General features: G+C 37.6%; 16 protein-coding genes and 1 riboswitch. Of the genes, 11 read left to right on the top strand and 5 right to left on the bottom strand.

Features of this window, described 5'->3' with window-relative positions:
• Positions 1 to 376 precede the first annotated feature (376 nt).
• The gene (locus AC6F8J_RS08330; RefSeq protein ID WP_500722471.1) at positions 377 to 1,252 is read left to right on the top strand and encodes an ROK family protein; all 876 of its coding nucleotides are present in this window, start codon (positions 377 to 379) and stop codon (positions 1,250 to 1,252) included.
• A 15-nt stretch (positions 1,253 to 1,267) separates the two neighbouring features.
• Here the strand turns inward: AC6F8J_RS08330 and coaBC are convergent, their stop codons facing one another.
• The 5 genes from coaBC to panB are packed head-to-tail and all read right to left on the bottom strand — an operon-like array spanning position 1,268 to position 4,670.
• The gene (gene coaBC, locus AC6F8J_RS08335) at positions 1,268 to 1,801 is read right to left on the bottom strand and encodes a bifunctional phosphopantothenoylcysteine decarboxylase/phosphopantothenate--cysteine ligase CoaBC (protein WP_500722473.1); all 534 of its coding nucleotides are present in this window, start codon (positions 1,799 to 1,801) and stop codon (positions 1,268 to 1,270) included.
• Positions 1,802 to 1,827: 26 nt separating this feature from the next.
• A complete protein-coding gene (locus AC6F8J_RS08340) occupies positions 1,828 to 2,601 on the bottom strand; it encodes a phosphopantothenoylcysteine decarboxylase domain-containing protein (RefSeq protein WP_500722475.1) in 774 nt (257 codons plus the stop codon).
• An 8-nt stretch (positions 2,602 to 2,609) separates the two neighbouring features.
• Positions 2,610 to 2,993: an aspartate 1-decarboxylase gene (panD, locus tag AC6F8J_RS08345; protein WP_500722477.1), complete on the bottom strand. Its 384-nt coding sequence runs from the start codon at positions 2,991 to 2,993 to the stop codon at positions 2,610 to 2,612.
• A complete protein-coding gene (gene panC / locus AC6F8J_RS08350; RefSeq protein WP_500722479.1) occupies positions 2,993 to 3,832 on the bottom strand; it encodes a pantoate--beta-alanine ligase in 840 nt (279 codons plus the stop codon). The genes panD and panC overlap by 1 nt, the downstream gene beginning before the upstream one ends.
• On the bottom strand, positions 3,822 to 4,670 hold the full coding sequence (gene panB / locus AC6F8J_RS08355) for a 3-methyl-2-oxobutanoate hydroxymethyltransferase (RefSeq protein ID WP_500722481.1): 849 nt from the start codon (positions 4,668 to 4,670) through the stop codon (positions 3,822 to 3,824). The genes panC and panB overlap by 11 nt, the downstream gene beginning before the upstream one ends.
• Positions 4,671 to 5,004: 334 nt before the next feature.
• Between panB and AC6F8J_RS08360 the strand changes: the two genes are divergently transcribed.
• The 10 genes from AC6F8J_RS08360 (at position 5,005) to AC6F8J_RS08405 (ending at position 15,563) form a co-directional block, all read left to right on the top strand.
• Positions 5,005 to 5,997: a substrate-binding domain-containing protein gene (locus tag AC6F8J_RS08360; RefSeq protein ID WP_500722482.1), complete on the top strand. Its 993-nt coding sequence runs from the start codon at positions 5,005 to 5,007 to the stop codon at positions 5,995 to 5,997.
• Between the two features lie 259 nt (positions 5,998 to 6,256).
• Positions 6,257 to 6,736, top strand: coding sequence for a YhcH/YjgK/YiaL family protein (locus tag AC6F8J_RS08365; RefSeq protein ID WP_500722484.1), 480 nt, complete (start codon positions 6,257 to 6,259; stop codon positions 6,734 to 6,736).
• Between the two features lie 13 nt (positions 6,737 to 6,749).
• Positions 6,750 to 7,742 carry a Gfo/Idh/MocA family protein gene (locus AC6F8J_RS08370; RefSeq protein ID WP_500722486.1) on the top strand — a complete coding sequence of 331 codons (993 nt, stop codon included), beginning with the start codon at positions 6,750 to 6,752 and terminating at the stop codon, positions 7,740 to 7,742.
• Complete coding sequence (yiaK, locus tag AC6F8J_RS08375) at positions 7,742 to 8,749, top strand: 3-dehydro-L-gulonate 2-dehydrogenase (RefSeq protein ID WP_500722488.1); 1,008 nt, start codon at positions 7,742 to 7,744, stop codon at positions 8,747 to 8,749. Before AC6F8J_RS08370 ends, yiaK begins: the two co-directional genes overlap by 1 nt.
• Before the next feature lie 98 nt (positions 8,750 to 8,847).
• Complete coding sequence (gene dctP / locus AC6F8J_RS08380; protein ID WP_500722490.1) at positions 8,848 to 9,915, top strand: TRAP transporter substrate-binding protein DctP; 1,068 nt, start codon at positions 8,848 to 8,850, stop codon at positions 9,913 to 9,915.
• Between the two features lie 145 nt (positions 9,916 to 10,060).
• Entirely contained in the window at positions 10,061 to 10,540 is a 480-nt protein-coding gene (locus tag AC6F8J_RS08385; protein ID WP_500722492.1) for a TRAP transporter small permease subunit, read from the top strand.
• A 3-nt stretch (positions 10,541 to 10,543) separates the two neighbouring features.
• Entirely contained in the window at positions 10,544 to 11,833 is a 1,290-nt protein-coding gene (locus AC6F8J_RS08390) for a TRAP transporter large permease subunit (RefSeq protein ID WP_500722494.1), read from the top strand.
• 18 nt (positions 11,834 to 11,851) lie between these two features.
• Positions 11,852 to 12,880, top strand: a complete 1,029-nt coding sequence (locus tag AC6F8J_RS08395) for an alcohol dehydrogenase catalytic domain-containing protein (RefSeq protein ID WP_500722496.1) — start codon at positions 11,852 to 11,854, stop codon at positions 12,878 to 12,880.
• A 14-nt stretch (positions 12,881 to 12,894) separates the two neighbouring features.
• Positions 12,895 to 13,968: a mannonate dehydratase gene (gene uxuA / locus AC6F8J_RS08400; RefSeq protein ID WP_500722498.1), complete on the top strand. Its 1,074-nt coding sequence runs from the start codon at positions 12,895 to 12,897 to the stop codon at positions 13,966 to 13,968.
• Positions 13,968 to 15,563, top strand: coding sequence for a mannitol dehydrogenase family protein (locus AC6F8J_RS08405; RefSeq protein WP_500722500.1), 1,596 nt, complete (start codon positions 13,968 to 13,970; stop codon positions 15,561 to 15,563). The genes uxuA and AC6F8J_RS08405 overlap by 1 nt, the downstream gene beginning before the upstream one ends.
• Positions 15,564 to 15,681: 118 nt before the next feature.
• A riboswitch (FMN riboswitch) is annotated at positions 15,682 to 15,767 on the top strand. This riboswitch is flagged as partial in the annotation.

Below are 15,767 nucleotides of genomic sequence, written 5' to 3' on the forward strand. Positions count from 1 at the left end.
GCCTATTAGTCCAAGAGCCAAGCTGACAAAGACACCTGAAAGAAGGGCGTTATAAGCAAGCTTGTGAAACTCACCTTGTGCATTTTCTCCTAAAGCAATAGAGGATAGAGTGGTGGTGCCACTGCCTATACCGGAACTTAATACAAAGTATTAAAGAGCAAACCGATACTGGAAGGAATCGCGATGCGTTTAATATGCTCCATAATGGGACCACGAGTCAAATCTGTTTCGGACATAAAACCACCCACCCACCTATCGATGATAACTATTATCAATTTAGTATATCATAATGTAGGTATGAACGTCACCATATATTTTTAGAATACAAGATATAATTATGTTATAATATGGTTAATAAAAAGAAAGAGGTGTTTATATGTACGGAGCTATAGAAGCAGGTGGCACCAAATTTGTGTGTGCGGCTGTGGATGAAGAAATGAATATCTTAGATCAAATGACAGTACCGACCATGGAACCGGAAAAAACCATGAAAGAAGTTATAGGATTTTTCAAGAAAAATCCTGTTAAAACCATAGGAATAGGCGCATTTGGTCCAATTGAGATTAGTCCAAATAAAGAAAATTATGGACAGGTTTTGAACACGCCAAAGTTAGCATGGCGTTGGTTTAATATGTATAAAGAATTAACTGCAGCTTTAAATATACCAATCAAGATAGATACAGATGTGAACGCAGCAGGTCTTGGCGAATATAAAGAAGGACATGGTGTTGGTAAGAGAAGTGTTTTATATATTACAATCGGTACTGGCGTTGGAGCAGGATTTGTACTAAATGGTGAGACTTTATTCGGATTGACCCATCCGGAGATGGGGCATATATTGGTTAGACAAAATAAAGAAGACGTCTTTAAAGGGAATTGTCCAACCCATAACAATTGTCTTGAAGGCCTTGTATCCGGACCGGCCATAGAGGCAAGACTTGGTATCAAAGGGCATGAGCTTGGTGAAGATCATATTATATGGGATTATGTTGCAGATTATATTGGCCAAGCCCTTATGACTTATAATCTCATATTATCACCGGAAATCATACTGATTGGTGGTGGCGTTGCACAGCAAGCCCATCTTTTCCCTAAAATCAGAGAAGCATTCAAAAAGCATATGAATGGTTATATTGATCATGAAATCATAAAAGGTACTCTAGAAGAATATATTCAATATCCAAAACTGGGGCAAAAAGCTGGTTTAGTGGGCTCTATTTACTTGGCTAAAGAGATAGCATTACAAAAATAAAGTATAGATACATATTTATTGAAGGCTATTTTCAGCTATTTTGACAACATCTTGCCAATCAAGCAGTTTGCCTCTACCGATATCACCGCAGGCCAGATGTCCTTGTTCAGTTTCCAAAACTCTATATCCATAGGCGGATAGTTTATGGATATTATCTTTTAGTATAGGATTCTCCCACATATTGGTATTCATAGCGGGTGCGATTATAACCGGCGCAGTAGTAGCCATGATGGTCGTGGTCATCATGTCATCAGCTATACCACATGCTATCTTGCCGATAATATTTGCTGTAGCAGGTACAATTAAGAATAAGTCAGCTTTTTTTGCCAACTGGATATGCTTGGTGTCCCACTTATCGATGGGATTAAACATATCTATAACCACTGGATTATGAGATAAAGACTGAAAAGTTAAAGGCCCAATAAACTCAGTGGCATTTTTTGTCATAATCACATGGACATCATAATCTTTTTTGCATAGAGCATTAACAATTTCTATTGCTTTATAGCTAGCGATACCACCGCAGACACCGACGAGGATTGTTTTCATATAGATAATCTCCTTAATTTTAAGGTTTAGGTTGAGAAAAGGTAGTCTTTTAAGGAATTAGCAATTTCTTCTTTAGTGAAACAGGTGTCGATTACCTTGCCGTTTTTAATGATAAAAGCTTCATGGTTTTCACCATGAATGGAAGTGAGATTATTGGCAACCACTAATTCACACCGGCTGGTTAAAGCCATCATGTTTGCCGTTTGAAGCAAATATTCTTCAGGTGCGTCATGAAGAAGCTTAAACCCAATAAGTCGCGTGTTTGGGCTTATTTTTTTCACTTTTTCAATAAGCTTAGGTGTCTGGCTTAGTCTTAGATAGAGACTTTCGGAAGATACAATTTTATTACATTTATCCAATTGATGATATGAGCTATTTCTCAAAATAGTAAGAACATCATCCAATTGGACTTCCTGAGAATCGGCATTTTTTTGTTCGATCAAGTCCAGTAATTCTGTAGCCAATTGGGTTTCGGTTTGGATTCTTGACACATAGTAGTCAGATACAGCCATACAATGAATCATAATATCAATTTTTTTTGATGTGAAAAGTTCAGATAATATCTGATCTACACTTTGGGTATCAGTTACAGAGTACAATTGGTGTGGGCTTTCAATTTTTGGTAATTGTGCATTTTTTGCAGCAACATAATCAATAAGTATTGGATTATGGTGACCGTGGATAACTTCTACTAAAACGTTATAGATTTTACTGGCGAGTAATCCGGTACTTGTATTTGTGATTTTCCTTACTGGATCAATTTTTTCACTTGTGCCGCCAGCAGTAATGATAATATTCATAACACACCTTAATCCCTATGACCATGGGCCTCTCTATATTTTGTATTTACGATACGATTGTGTGGATCCAATTGAACAATGGTTGGGTTATATTGACGCGCTTCTAAAGGTTGCAGTAAGGCGTAAGTAATGATGATGATCAAATCACCAGGTTGTACCATTCTGGCAGCAGGCCCATTTAAACATACAACACCACTATGTGGGGCGCCAGCAATAGTATAGGTTTCAAACCTTGCACCGTTATTGACATTAACAATCTGTACTTTTTCACCTATTAGAATTCCGCTGGCCTCAAGCAATGCCTGATCAATGGTGACGCTCCCTTCATAATGTAAGTTGGCCTCAGTAACCGTTGCTTTGTGAAGTTTAGACTTTAGCATGGTAATCAACATTAAGCACCACCTTCTAAGACAATATTATCAATCAACCTTGTTTTACCGAAGAAAACAGCAATAGCCACAAGTGTTTTTTTGTGAACGGTTTCTATACACTCAAGGTCATCATAGCCAAGAATCTCAATATAATCTATTTTTCCTAAGGTTAAGTTACGAAGGACTTGAGTTAACGTATTCTTTAATGAGGACACATCCCGAATCCCTAGAGCATATTTCTTCTGTACCTCCATTAAGGCTTGATATAAATAAATAGCTTCATTACGTTCTTTATCGTTTAGATAGGTATTTCTTGAACTTAGAGCTAAACCATCTAACGCCCTAACTGTAGGGCAGGTTACTACCTCAAGACCCATATGTAGGTCTTTAATCATGCGTTTGAGTAGGATTACCTGTTGAGCATCCTTTTCTCCTAAGTATATTTTTTGTGGTTTTATAATATTTATTAAAAGTGCAACAACAGTTGTTACGCCTCTAAAATGTGTAGGTCTAGATGCACCACATAGTTTATTAGTCAAAGTATCATCTACAATGACATGGGTAAAATGTCCATGTCCATAAATTTCAAATACAGAAGGGGAAAAAACATAGTCAGCACCTGCAGACGTAGCTAGCACATAGTCTTTATCTAGGTTTCGTGGATAAACATCATAATCTTCATCAGGTGCAAATTGAGAAGGATTAACAAAGATACTTACAACTACAAGTTTATGATGTTTTCTCGCAGTTTTTATAAGAGAAAGATGGCCATCATGTAAGGCGCCCATGGTAGGCACGAAACCGATATTGCTTTTGTTGCTTAATATTAGTTTCATTTTTGCTATTGAATCAATCAGCATTGGAAACCTCCTGCTCGGACAGATTAAGAACTTCTTTTTGTTCCTTATAGGTATGGGCTGGCTCAGGGAAAAACTGTTTGTGTACATCACGAATATAATCTTTAACCGCTGTCTGAATCAAATCACCAAGATTTGCATAATGCTTTACAAACTTAGGGGAATGTTCGGTGTACATACCAAGCATATCATGGGAAACGAGAATTTGACCGTCGCAATGGACCGAAGCTCCAATACCAACCGTAGGAATATGCAGCTCTTGGCTAATGCGTTGAGCCAGATGCTCCGGAATGCCTTCTAAAACAATGGCAAAGACACCAAGGGATTCTAGTGATTTAGCATCTTGAATTATTTTTTGTGCTTCTTCAGGTAGATGACCTTGAACTTTAAAGCCGCCGAGTTGATGGATAGATTGTGGCGTCAATCCAATGTGACCCATAACGGGTATTTGAGCCTTCAAAATGCTTTTAACTTGAGGTAATATATCACACCCCCCCTCGAGTTTGACAGCATGTGCTCCGCCTTCTTTAATCAATCTACCTGCATTAGTGACGGCTTCCCGACAGGATATGTGATAAGACATAAAAGGCATATCACTAATAACCATAGCATGTTGAGTACCTCTTACGACGCAAGCTGTATGGTAGATCATGTGATCCATGGTTACACTTAAAGTGTTTTTATAACCTTGGTGAACCATACCTAGAGAATCACCAACAAGAATAGCATCTATACCGGACTGGTCAAGAAGCTTTGCCATAGTATAATCATATGCGGTTAAAAGTGTTAATTTTTTTACTCCTTTTGCAGATTTGAAATCTAAAATCGAAAATCGTTTCATAAAAAAAACCCTTTCTCGACCTATAGGTGAAAAAAGGCATGATAAATCAAACTGTACCTTATCACACTTAGTCTCTGTCCATAGGATCAAAGCTATGTTATAATGGTGGATAGAAGCAAAAATAGAATTGTATAATAAGTTTTAACCCTTATCATACTATTATATAATAAGGTATACGTAATTACAAGTGTATATACAAAAACTACAGTAAATTTGTTATAATTATAGAAAATACAGTATAATAAAAGCAACAAGTCTAGGTTTACGCTTTATAGAAATAATGCTATAATTAGAGTCGATTAAACTGAGCATAGGAAGAGAGAATAATGTAAAGATGAACATCTATGACATCGCCAAATTGGCAGGGGTCTCCCATACAACAATTTCCCGTGTGATTAACAATAAGCCAGGTGTTAAACCGGAAACGCGAGACAGAATCATAAGAATCTTGGATGAGAATGCTTATATACCCAATAGCTTTGCCAGAGGGCTTGCAAATGCTGGTAATAAGATTATTGGCATTATTGTAATTGATGTAAGAAACAACCATCATATCAATACGGCTTTTCACATTGAAGAAGAATTTTCTAAATATGGCTATATGAGCATTATAGGTGGCTGTGGTCTTGATAATAGTAAACAAGAAGCTTATCTTAGAGCTATGGCAGGTCGTAATATTGATGGGCTGGTGCTTATTGGATCAAGGTTTCAGAATGATATTACCAAAAGATGTATTCAAAAATACTTTCATGACAAGCCGGTAGTCATAGCCAATGGTCAACTAGACCTCGAAAATGTCTGTGGTGTTGTTGTTGATGAAAGAAAAGCCGTATCAAATGTTGTGGACTATTTGGTATCTAAAGGCCACAAGGAGATTGCTTTTATGAATGACTATGTAACTTATAGTGCCCATAATAAACAAGAGGGGTTTATTGATGGTATAAGAAAAAATCATATTATGTTTAATGAAAGCTACATCAGACATATAAAAACCGATCAAGTTAACAGCCAGATGGAGACAGAAAAATTCCTTAAAAGAAACCAAGGCGTAACCGCTATTATTTATAGTGAAGATATTATGGCCGTAGGTGGGGTAAAGGCATGTAAACATTTGGGCTTAAAAATACCAGAAGATATTAATATAATAGGGTTTAATAATTCAATCTATGCAGAAATTAGTACACCTAAAATATCCAGCATTGACAACCGAATTAATGACATGGGTGCATATTGTACCAAAGCCTTATATGCTATGTTGCAAGGTGAAAAGACAGAACGTACTTATAACATTATGCCTATATTTGACATAAAAGAGTCTACGAATTAAGCGTAATGAATAAAAAAATTAAAAATAGATTGACGATGTGAGATTAGTATGTTATTATTTAACCAATAGTTGTTAGCGGTAACATAATATCTGTACAATTTGACGTTAAAACTTTGTGGTTAGTGTTTTATTTTTTTTCAACAATGTTAGCGCTAACATAAAAGAAATTAATAAGACTATTTTACAAAATATTTTTTTAACAGATATGTTAGCGCTAACATACGATTAGTAATTAATTTATTTATGAAAGGAATTATATATGATTTGCTCATCGATTTATTCATCATTCGACACAGATTTATACTCCAAAATCATTAAGGACGCGGTATCGTTTTTCAAAGATTCGGATATTGGCAACATGACGCCGGGAGAATACGAGATTGACGGCAGAAATATCTACTATCAAATCATTGATATGACAACAAAAAATATTGAAGACGGCCGTCCGGAAGTTCACAGGAAATACATTGACATACAATTTTTATTTAAGGGAAAAGAAAGTATAGGTTATGTTGATGACCATGGTAAGAATCAAGTGGACCAGAACCTACTTGAAGAAAGAGATTTGTTGTTTTATAAAGATGTTTCGGACATGACAATGATAGCTATGAAGCCGGGTGATTTCTGTGTGTTTTTCCCTAATGATGTTCACATGCCAGGTTGTATGCGAGAAGCAAATATGCTAATCAGAAAAGTTGTTTACAAAGTCAATTATGATTATTATAAAAATTCGAACTAAAAGGAGGTAGATGATGAAAGAAGTGAATTGGGGTATGATTGGCTGCGGTCAAGTCACTGAGGTTAAAAGTGGACCGGGATTATACAAAGCAAAAAATTCGAATCTTCTAGCAGTATATAATGATGATTATAATAGAACACTTGATTACACAAAACGTCATGGTATCAAAAAGGCTTATGAAGATATTGAAGATTTACTGAATGACTCAGATATTGATATTATCTATATAGCAACGCCGCCAAAATTTCATAAAGAGTATGCTATTAAATGTTTAAAGGCCAACAAGATTCCATATATTGAAAAACCGGTAGCAATGAACCTTGAGGAGTGCTTAGAGATTAAGACATTATCAGAAGCATTAAACATACCGGTTTACGTTGCTTTTTACCGAAGAGGCATGGAAAAATTTATAAAAATCAAAGAATTATTAGATGAAAAAGCAATTGGCGATATCAGATATGTATATGTAACTCAGATTATGAAAGTAGAAGACAGCGAGCTGACTAAGGCGCGTTTACCTTGGCGTGTCATTCCGGAAATCTCTGGTGGTGGTAAGTTTTTAGACATGGGTGTTCATGTCATGGATTGTTTGGAATTCTACTTTGGTGAGATGGAAAATATGCAAGGCATCGTAGAGAATAAAGGTGGTTATTATGATGCAGATGATACAGTTGTGGCAACTTTTAGATTTAATAACGGTATTATTGGTTCAGGCACATGGTGCTATGTAGCGGATCAAGAGATTAATGAAGTGCAAATTGTTGGAGATCAAGGCCGCATTCTTTATGATGGACTATCCGGTAAAAGTTTTACACTCATAAAAGATGGTGTTGAAGAAACTTTTGAGTTTGAAGAGTTTGATCATGTGGCAATGGCTTATCAGCAAGCAATTGTTAATGAATTAATAGGTAAAGAAAAAAGTTATGCTAATTTTGATGAAGCCATTAACCTAGTAAAAATGACAGACATGCTGTTAAGCGACTACTATAAAAGGAGTGCTAAATAATGTTAAGAATAAAATATGATGAGATGGTAAAAACTTTTGAAGCCATCTTACTAAAAAAAGGTTTCAAACCTGAAACAGCCAGAAAAAGTGCAGAGAATTTTGCCGATAACAGTGTAGATGGTATCTATTCTCATGGAGTTAATCGCTTTCCTAGAGTAATATCGTATATTGACAAAGGTTACATTAAAGTGGACGCAGAACCAACTGTAGAAGGCAGAATGGGCGGTTTTGAGCGTTGGAATGGTAATCTAGCTATGGGAAATACCAATGCAGTTAGTGCCATGGACAGAGCGATTGAACTTGCAAAAGAGTCTGGCATAGGTATTGTAGCTCTTGGTAATACGAATCACTGGATGCGTGGCGGTACCTTTGGATGGCAAGCAGCTGACGCTGGTATGATTGGTTTATGCTGGACCAATACCATGCCTAATATGCCGGCTTGGGGCACCAAAGATCGAAACATTGGGAACAATCCTTTTGTTATGGCTATACCAAGGAGTAATAAAGAACATGTGGTTGTAGATTGCGCTATGGCACAATTCTCTTACGGTAAGATCGAAGAAACTAAGTTCAAAGGTCAGCAACTCCCTGTAGTTGGTGGATTTGATACAGAAGGTAAAGCAACAACAGATCCTGTTGAGATTGAAAAAACGTGGCGTGTGTTACCAATTGGATTTTGGAAAGGTTCAGGATTATCCATTGCCTTTGACCTTATTGCAGCAGTACTATCCGGTGCGAACTCAACAACGGCCATAGGTAAAAAATATGAAGATGAATACGGATTATCTCAAATATTCATTGCCATCGATCCGACCCATATGAGCAGTGTCAACATAACAGATGCTATTATTGAGGAAGTTATTGATGACATAAGACAATCAGAAAAAGCAGAAGGTTGTAATCAAATATTCTATCCTGGTGAAATGGAAATCAACACAAGAAGAGACAACCTTGAAAACGGTATTCCGGTTCTTGAAGACATATGGAACACAATCACAGCGCTGTAGGTATTTATTTCTAGCTTTGTAATCAAAGTTAAGAAACAAATATAGGTTAAAGTATCAAAATTGACACGATAACCATAATAAAAATAGGAGGAAAGAAAATGAAAAAATTATTATCCATGTTATTAGTAGCAGCATTAATCATGAGCTTGGCGGGATGTGCAAAAGAAGTGGCACCAAGCAATGAGACAGGATCAACAGAGGCAGAAATTACAGGGGAAGCAACAGAGACAGAAGCAACACCAGCAGAAGTCATCACACTTCGTGTGGCGCACAACCAAACATCATTAGATAACCCATACCAGTTCGGACTCAACAGATTTGCAGAAGAAATTGCAAGATTATCCGGTGGCACCATTGTAGCTGAAGTATACCCCGGAACGCTGGGTACCAATGAAAATGAATTGGCGATGAAATTAACAACCGATTCAGTAGATATGGTGGTTGCATCACCAGGATTTATGGCGGGTACAGGCGTACAAGAATTTGATCTTCTATCCCTACTCTATTTATTTGACAGCTTTGATCACTGGGAAACTACTATTGATGGTGAGTTTGGTGAGACCATGAAAGACCTTATCGTTGAAAAAACCAACAATGACTTTAAAGTGGTCGGTTATTATTCATCCGGCGTAAGAAACTATTATGGTAAGAAGCCAATCACAGTGCCATCAGATGCAGCTGGACTTAACATTAGGTTACAAGGTTCTCCGGTTCAACAAGCATTCTGGAAAAATGCTGGTGCAAACCCAATTAGTGTAGGCTGGGCAGAGCTATATCAAGCCCTTAACACAGGCACCGCGGATGCAGCAGAAAATGATCACACCAACATGATGTTACAAGGTCATCATACAACGCCAAATGGTAAGTATACATCATTAACCTATCATGACTACACAACGAGATTATTACTTATGAACGGACATGCCTTTGACAAATTCACTGAAGAACAACAAGGTTGGATTCTTGAAGCTACGCAAGCATCCGTTGAAGAAGAAAGAGCCGTCACTTATAGAATGTTAGAGGAATCTAGAGACAAGATTATCGCAGATGGCGGAGAAATCAACGAAGTTGACTTAAACGCGTTCAAAGAACTGGCACTACCGATTCAAGACCAATATGCAGAAGAAAATAACCTACAAGATTTATTGGAATTAACCAGAAAATAATGTTTTAAACAAACTCAACTTTCCTATGAGATTTCTGACTTTTTAGTCTGTGGATTATAATCATAAAGAAATCTTATAATTGGAAAGTTGAGTCATTACTTAGGGTTATGTCTAAGTAGCCTTTAGTTTTTGAAAGGGAAAAGTGATGATTGATAAAATTGCGAAAACAGTGCAGAGCATCGAGATTTTTTTTGGAACACTTTTTATCAGTATATTTTTCATAACGATTGTTATTCAGGTTTTTAGTAGGTACCTTGGCATTACCGTGAGTTGGACAGGCGAAGTGGCCATGTATTCCTTTACATGGGCGGTTTTTTTAGGTGCAGGCGCCATGACATACGAAGACAAGCACTTTGCATTCACCTCTCTTAGGGACCGAGTAACAGGGAAGAAAAGAGAAGCGTTAAACATCTTCTTATATTTGATTGTAATGAGCTTCACTTTGGCGATACTTTATTATGGTGTAATCATAACCATGAAGTTCTGGAACTATAGATGGATTGATATACCCAAAATGCGAATGGGCTATACATGGTTATGTGTACCAATACTTGGCGGGACAACCACCTTGTACTGTATCAACCACATTGTAACTTATGTAAAAAGATTAAGGATGGAGGTGTAGAAAATGACACAAGTTTTACTGATTGCAATGTTTGTAATCTTTATTGCCATTGGTGTACCGATATCCTATGTAATTGGTATTGTAGCTTTTGCCGGCGTATTGTTGATACCCAACCTTGGCGGTATTGTTGTCTTTATGAAAATGTTTACAGGATTAAGCTCCTTCGTACTGCTTGCAATACCGTTATTTATACTGGCAGCGAATTTAATGAACCATGGTTCCATATCAAAAAGATTGATTGATTTTTCAAACGCCCTTGTAGGGCACAGGCGGGGTGGGTTGGCCCATGCCAATATTATGGTGTCCATGATTTTTGCCGGCGTATCCGGCTCTTCTCAAGCAGATACAGCGGGTGTAGGTAAAGTATTGATCCCTAAGATGGAAGAAAGTGGTTATGATAAAGGCACAGCCGTCGGTGTCACAGCGGCCTCATCAACCCTAGGTAGTATCATACCCCCAAGTATAACCATGGTTGTATTTGCAGGTATTGCTAATGTATCAACAGGAAAACTCTTCTTAGTTGGGCTCGCCCCAGGTATCGTACTAGGACTTTCCATGATGTTCATGGTCTATCTCATCAGTAAAAAAAGGAATTTCCCAAGGTATGAGAAAGTCACACTAAAAGAAACCTTCAAATTATTTTTAAGTAGTTTTCCCGCTTTACTCACTCCGGTTATCATCATCGGTGGTATCGTAACAGGTGCCTATACAGCAACAGAAGCTGCAGCATTTGCATGTGTCTATGCCCTAATTATTGGTATGTTTGTGTACAAAACCATAAAAGTAAGAGATCTGCCGGATATCATCAAGCAGACCTTAAAGTTAAGTTCCCTCTCTTTATTTGCCTTGAGTACAGCCAATGCATTAGGTGAGCTGTTAGGGTATTATAATGTATCCACCAAAGCAGCCAGCTTTTTTGCACAGATACCAGGTGGTGCACCGGTGTTTATGTTGGTGGTGGTTGCGTTTTTCTTATTCATTGGTACCTTTATGGACGCTGTCCCTGCTATGATACTATTTGTACCTGTTATTTTACCGGGTGCATTGGCCCTTGGTGTTGACCCAACCCATCTTGGATTAATTGTGGTTATGACATTGGCCCTTGGACTGGTAACCCCACCTTACGGTTTGTGTCTTTTAATTGCAGGCTCCATCTCAAATCTTGATTTGGAATCATCCTTCAAAGGTGTGTTGCCCTATTTCATAATTGCTTTGGTGATGCTCATCATAATGGCGGTATTACCGGATGTGGTCATGGCTATTCCGAAGATAATCAGTCCTAACTATTTTTAACATATGTAAAGGAGAACTATGAAAGCAATACTTATAAAAGAACCTCATAACATAGAGGTAACAGAAGTAGAAATGGAACAATTAAAAAGTAAAAAGGATGTCCTAATAAAAGTCAAAGCTGGTGGTATATGTGGATCCGATATGCATGGTTACCATGGAACATCCCCTTTTATTAACTATCCGGTTGTACCCGGTCATGAATTTGCTGGTCTTGTAACAGAGGTAGGTGAAGAGGTGAAAAATCTTAAAGTTGGAGATCATGTTAGCGTCGATCCGGTTATCAGTTGTGGCATGTGCTATGCATGTAAGAGTGGACGCTATAATGTGTGTTCAGATTTAAAAGTACGTGGTGTCCATGTAGATGGTGGTTTTAAAGAGTATGTTTCTATACCGGAAAAAGCGTGCCACAAGATTAACAAGGACATTCCTTGGGAAGTAGCCTGTCTTGTTGAACCTTTTACCATTGCATCACAATCATTATCTCGAGGTGGTATAAATAAAAATGATATTGTTTTTATTGCCGGTGCCGGCGCTATTGGATTAACGATATTGCTAACGGCTAAAAGCGAAGGTGCCACTGTTATAATTTCGGATATTTCAGATGCCAAATTAGAAAGAGCAAAAGCCGTTGGTGCAGATTATACCATTAATAGTTTAAACACATCGCTAGAAGCCTTTATTGAGGCCCATGAATCCATTGAAGGAATAACATTGGCACTTGACGCTGTGGGTCATCCAAGTATAATTGAAAGTATATTACCTAGTATGTTACCGACAGGTAGGGTCGTATTACTTGGATTTTTAAAAGCACCATCCAACTTAATACAAATGGAAGTGACAAAAAAAGAACTGGATATTAAAGGTTCGCGCTTAAGTTGTAACAAGTTCTCGGTTGTTGTAGATTGTATAGAGCAAGGACTTTTTAACCCTAAAAAAATTATATCTCATAACTTTGAGTATACAAAGGTTGAAGAAGCCATTGATTTGTTAATCAATAAGCCGGATGAATGCTGTAAAGTAATATTAAACTTTGACTTAGAAGAATAAAAGGAGGATTACCAATGAAGATGACATGGAGATGGTATGGCGTAGGTAATGATGACATTACTTTAGACCATATTAGACAGATTCCAGGCGTCATGGGTGCTGTTTGGTCATTACATGACAAAGTGGCCGGTGAAGTATGGGAAATGGAACGGATACAGGAAGTTGCAGACGTTCTGGCCTCAAAGAATTTCAGTCCCGCAGTTGTTGAGAGTGTGAATGTACATGATGATATTAAGATGGGGCTACCATCTAGGGACCATTATATAGATATCTATATTGATACCATTCGTAAGTTGGCAAAAGTGGGCGTAAAAGTTATTTGTTATAACTTTATGCCGGTATTTGATTGGACACGTACAGACTTATATAAAGAACATCCGGACGGATCCAATGCATTATTTTATGAAAAAGCGCTCGTTGAGGGTGCCACTCCAAAATCTATTGTTGACCGAATTCTTGAGGGTGCCGGAGAAAAAACCATGCCGGGATGGGAGCCGGAACGTCTGTCTCATCTTGAACAACTCTTTGAAGGTTACAAGGAGATTACTGAAGATGTTTTATTTGACAATCTTAAGTATTTCTTAGAAAGAATTATACCGGTTTGTGAAGAAGAAGATATCAAAATGGCCATACATCCGGATGATCCACCATGGCCGATATTTGGTTTGCCAAGAATCATCAGAAGTAGAGAACATATTCAGAAATTTTTAAGCTTAGTCGACAGTCCATATAACGGATTAACCCTATGTACAGGTTCTCTTGGACCAAATAAGCTTAACGATATTCCAAGTATTATTAGAGAATTTGGTAGCCGTATCCATTTTGCTCATGTTAGAAATGTTAAAGTTTTTGAAAATGGTGACTTTATTGAGACCTCTCACAGATCTTGTGATGGTAACGTGGATATTGTTGAAGTCATGAAGGCATACCATGATATCGGTTTTGAAGGCTATATGCGTCCGGATCATGGTCGTCATTTGTGGGGTGAGGAGAAGCATTGTCGTCCGGGATATGGATTATATGATAGAGCTCTTGGTGTCATGTATTTGCTTGGTATATGGGATACTCTTGAAAGCGGGGTGAAATAATGAAGTTAAATATAAGTGCATTAGAACATGCTTCTAAATGGGAAGCAATGGATGTCAGATTACCTAACTTTGATATACAAAAGGTAAAAGAAAACACAGACAAAACACCTAAGTGGGTTCACTTTGGCGCCGGTAATATTTTTAGAGGTTTCGTGGCAAAATGCCATCAGCAACTTCTTAATGAAGGGCTTGAAGAAACAGGAATTATAGCCATTGAGACTTTCGATTTTGAAGTAATTACTAAAGTGTTTAATCCGTCGGACAATCTGGCATTGGTCGTTCTTATGAACAGCGATGGGAGCTTTGACAAGACGGTTGTGGCCAGCATCGTGGAAAGTATGACCTCAGAAAGCAAAAATCTTCAGAGACTGACGAAAATATTTGAAGCACCCAGTTTACAGATTGCCAGTTTCACTATAACAGAAAAAGGCTATGTTTTGAAGGATTTTTCAGGCAATTATTATCCTTTTGTACAGGTAGACTTAGACCGCGGTCCAGCGTATGCAACCCATGCTATGAGTGTTGTTACAGCCCTTTTGTACAAACGTTATCAAAAGGGGGCAATGCCCATGACCTTATTGAGCATGGATAACTGTGCCAATAATGGTGACAAAGTAAAAGATGCGGTTACTATCATTGCAAAAGAATGGAAAAAAAATGGTTTTGTTGAAGAAGGTTTTGTAGCATATGTTGAAGACGAAAATAAGGTGACTTATCCTATATCTATGATTGATAAAATAACACCTAGACCTTCAGATATTGTCAAAGCAGCTCTTATAGAGGAAGGTATGGAAGGCATGGATATAGTTGTAACCGCTAAAAACACCTACATGGCACCCTTTGTTAATGCAGAGGTGAGTGAATACTTGGTTATAGAGGATAAATTCACCAATGGTCGACCTAAACTTGAAAAAGCAGGTGTACTTTTCTGTGACCGCGCAACAGTTAATAAGGTGGAAACTATGAAAGTGACAACCTGCTTAAATCCCTTGCATACAGCCCTTGCCGTAACCGGTTGTTTATTGGGTTATGAATTGATTGCAGATGAAGTCAAAAGTCCTATTCTCAAAAAACTGATTGAGACCATAGGTTATATAGAAGGTTTACCGGTTGTGACAGACCCTATCATTCTATCACCCAAAGCCTTCATTGATGAAGTGGTCCATGTTCGTTTTGCAAATCCTTTTATTCCGGATACACCGCAAAGGATTGCAACCGATACATCCCAAAAAGTGGGCATACGTTTTGGTGAAACCATTAAGTCATATGTAGAAGATTCATCATTAGATCCTACAAGCTTAGTAGGCATACCACTTGCTATTGCCAGTTGGTGTCGTTATCTAATGGGTATTGATGATCAAGGAAATACTTTTGAGCTCAGCTCAGACCCTATGTTAGAAACATTAAAAGAGACAATCGATACAGTGGAGATGGGTGATGCCTCTGCTGACCTAAGTCCGATTTTGAGCAACCAAGAGATTTTTGGGTTGAATTTATACGAAGTAGGACTAGGAAATAAGATTGAAACTATGTTTGTAAGTATGTTACAAGGTCCTGGCGCTGTTGAGAAAACATTACAAGATTATTTGAAATAAATAATAAGGTGTCAAATCAAACAATATATGTCAATGTGTTGATAAAAATTTATCAACACATTGACATTGACATTAAAATATTAAGATGCTATAATTATTCCATCGAAAAACAATTGAATAGTTCCTTCAGGGCAGGGTGTAATTCCCGACCGGCGGTAAAGTCCGCGAGCCTACTTAGGCTGACTTGGTGTAATTCCAAGACCG

The sequence above is a fragment of the Petrocella sp. genome (assembly GCF_059865615.1).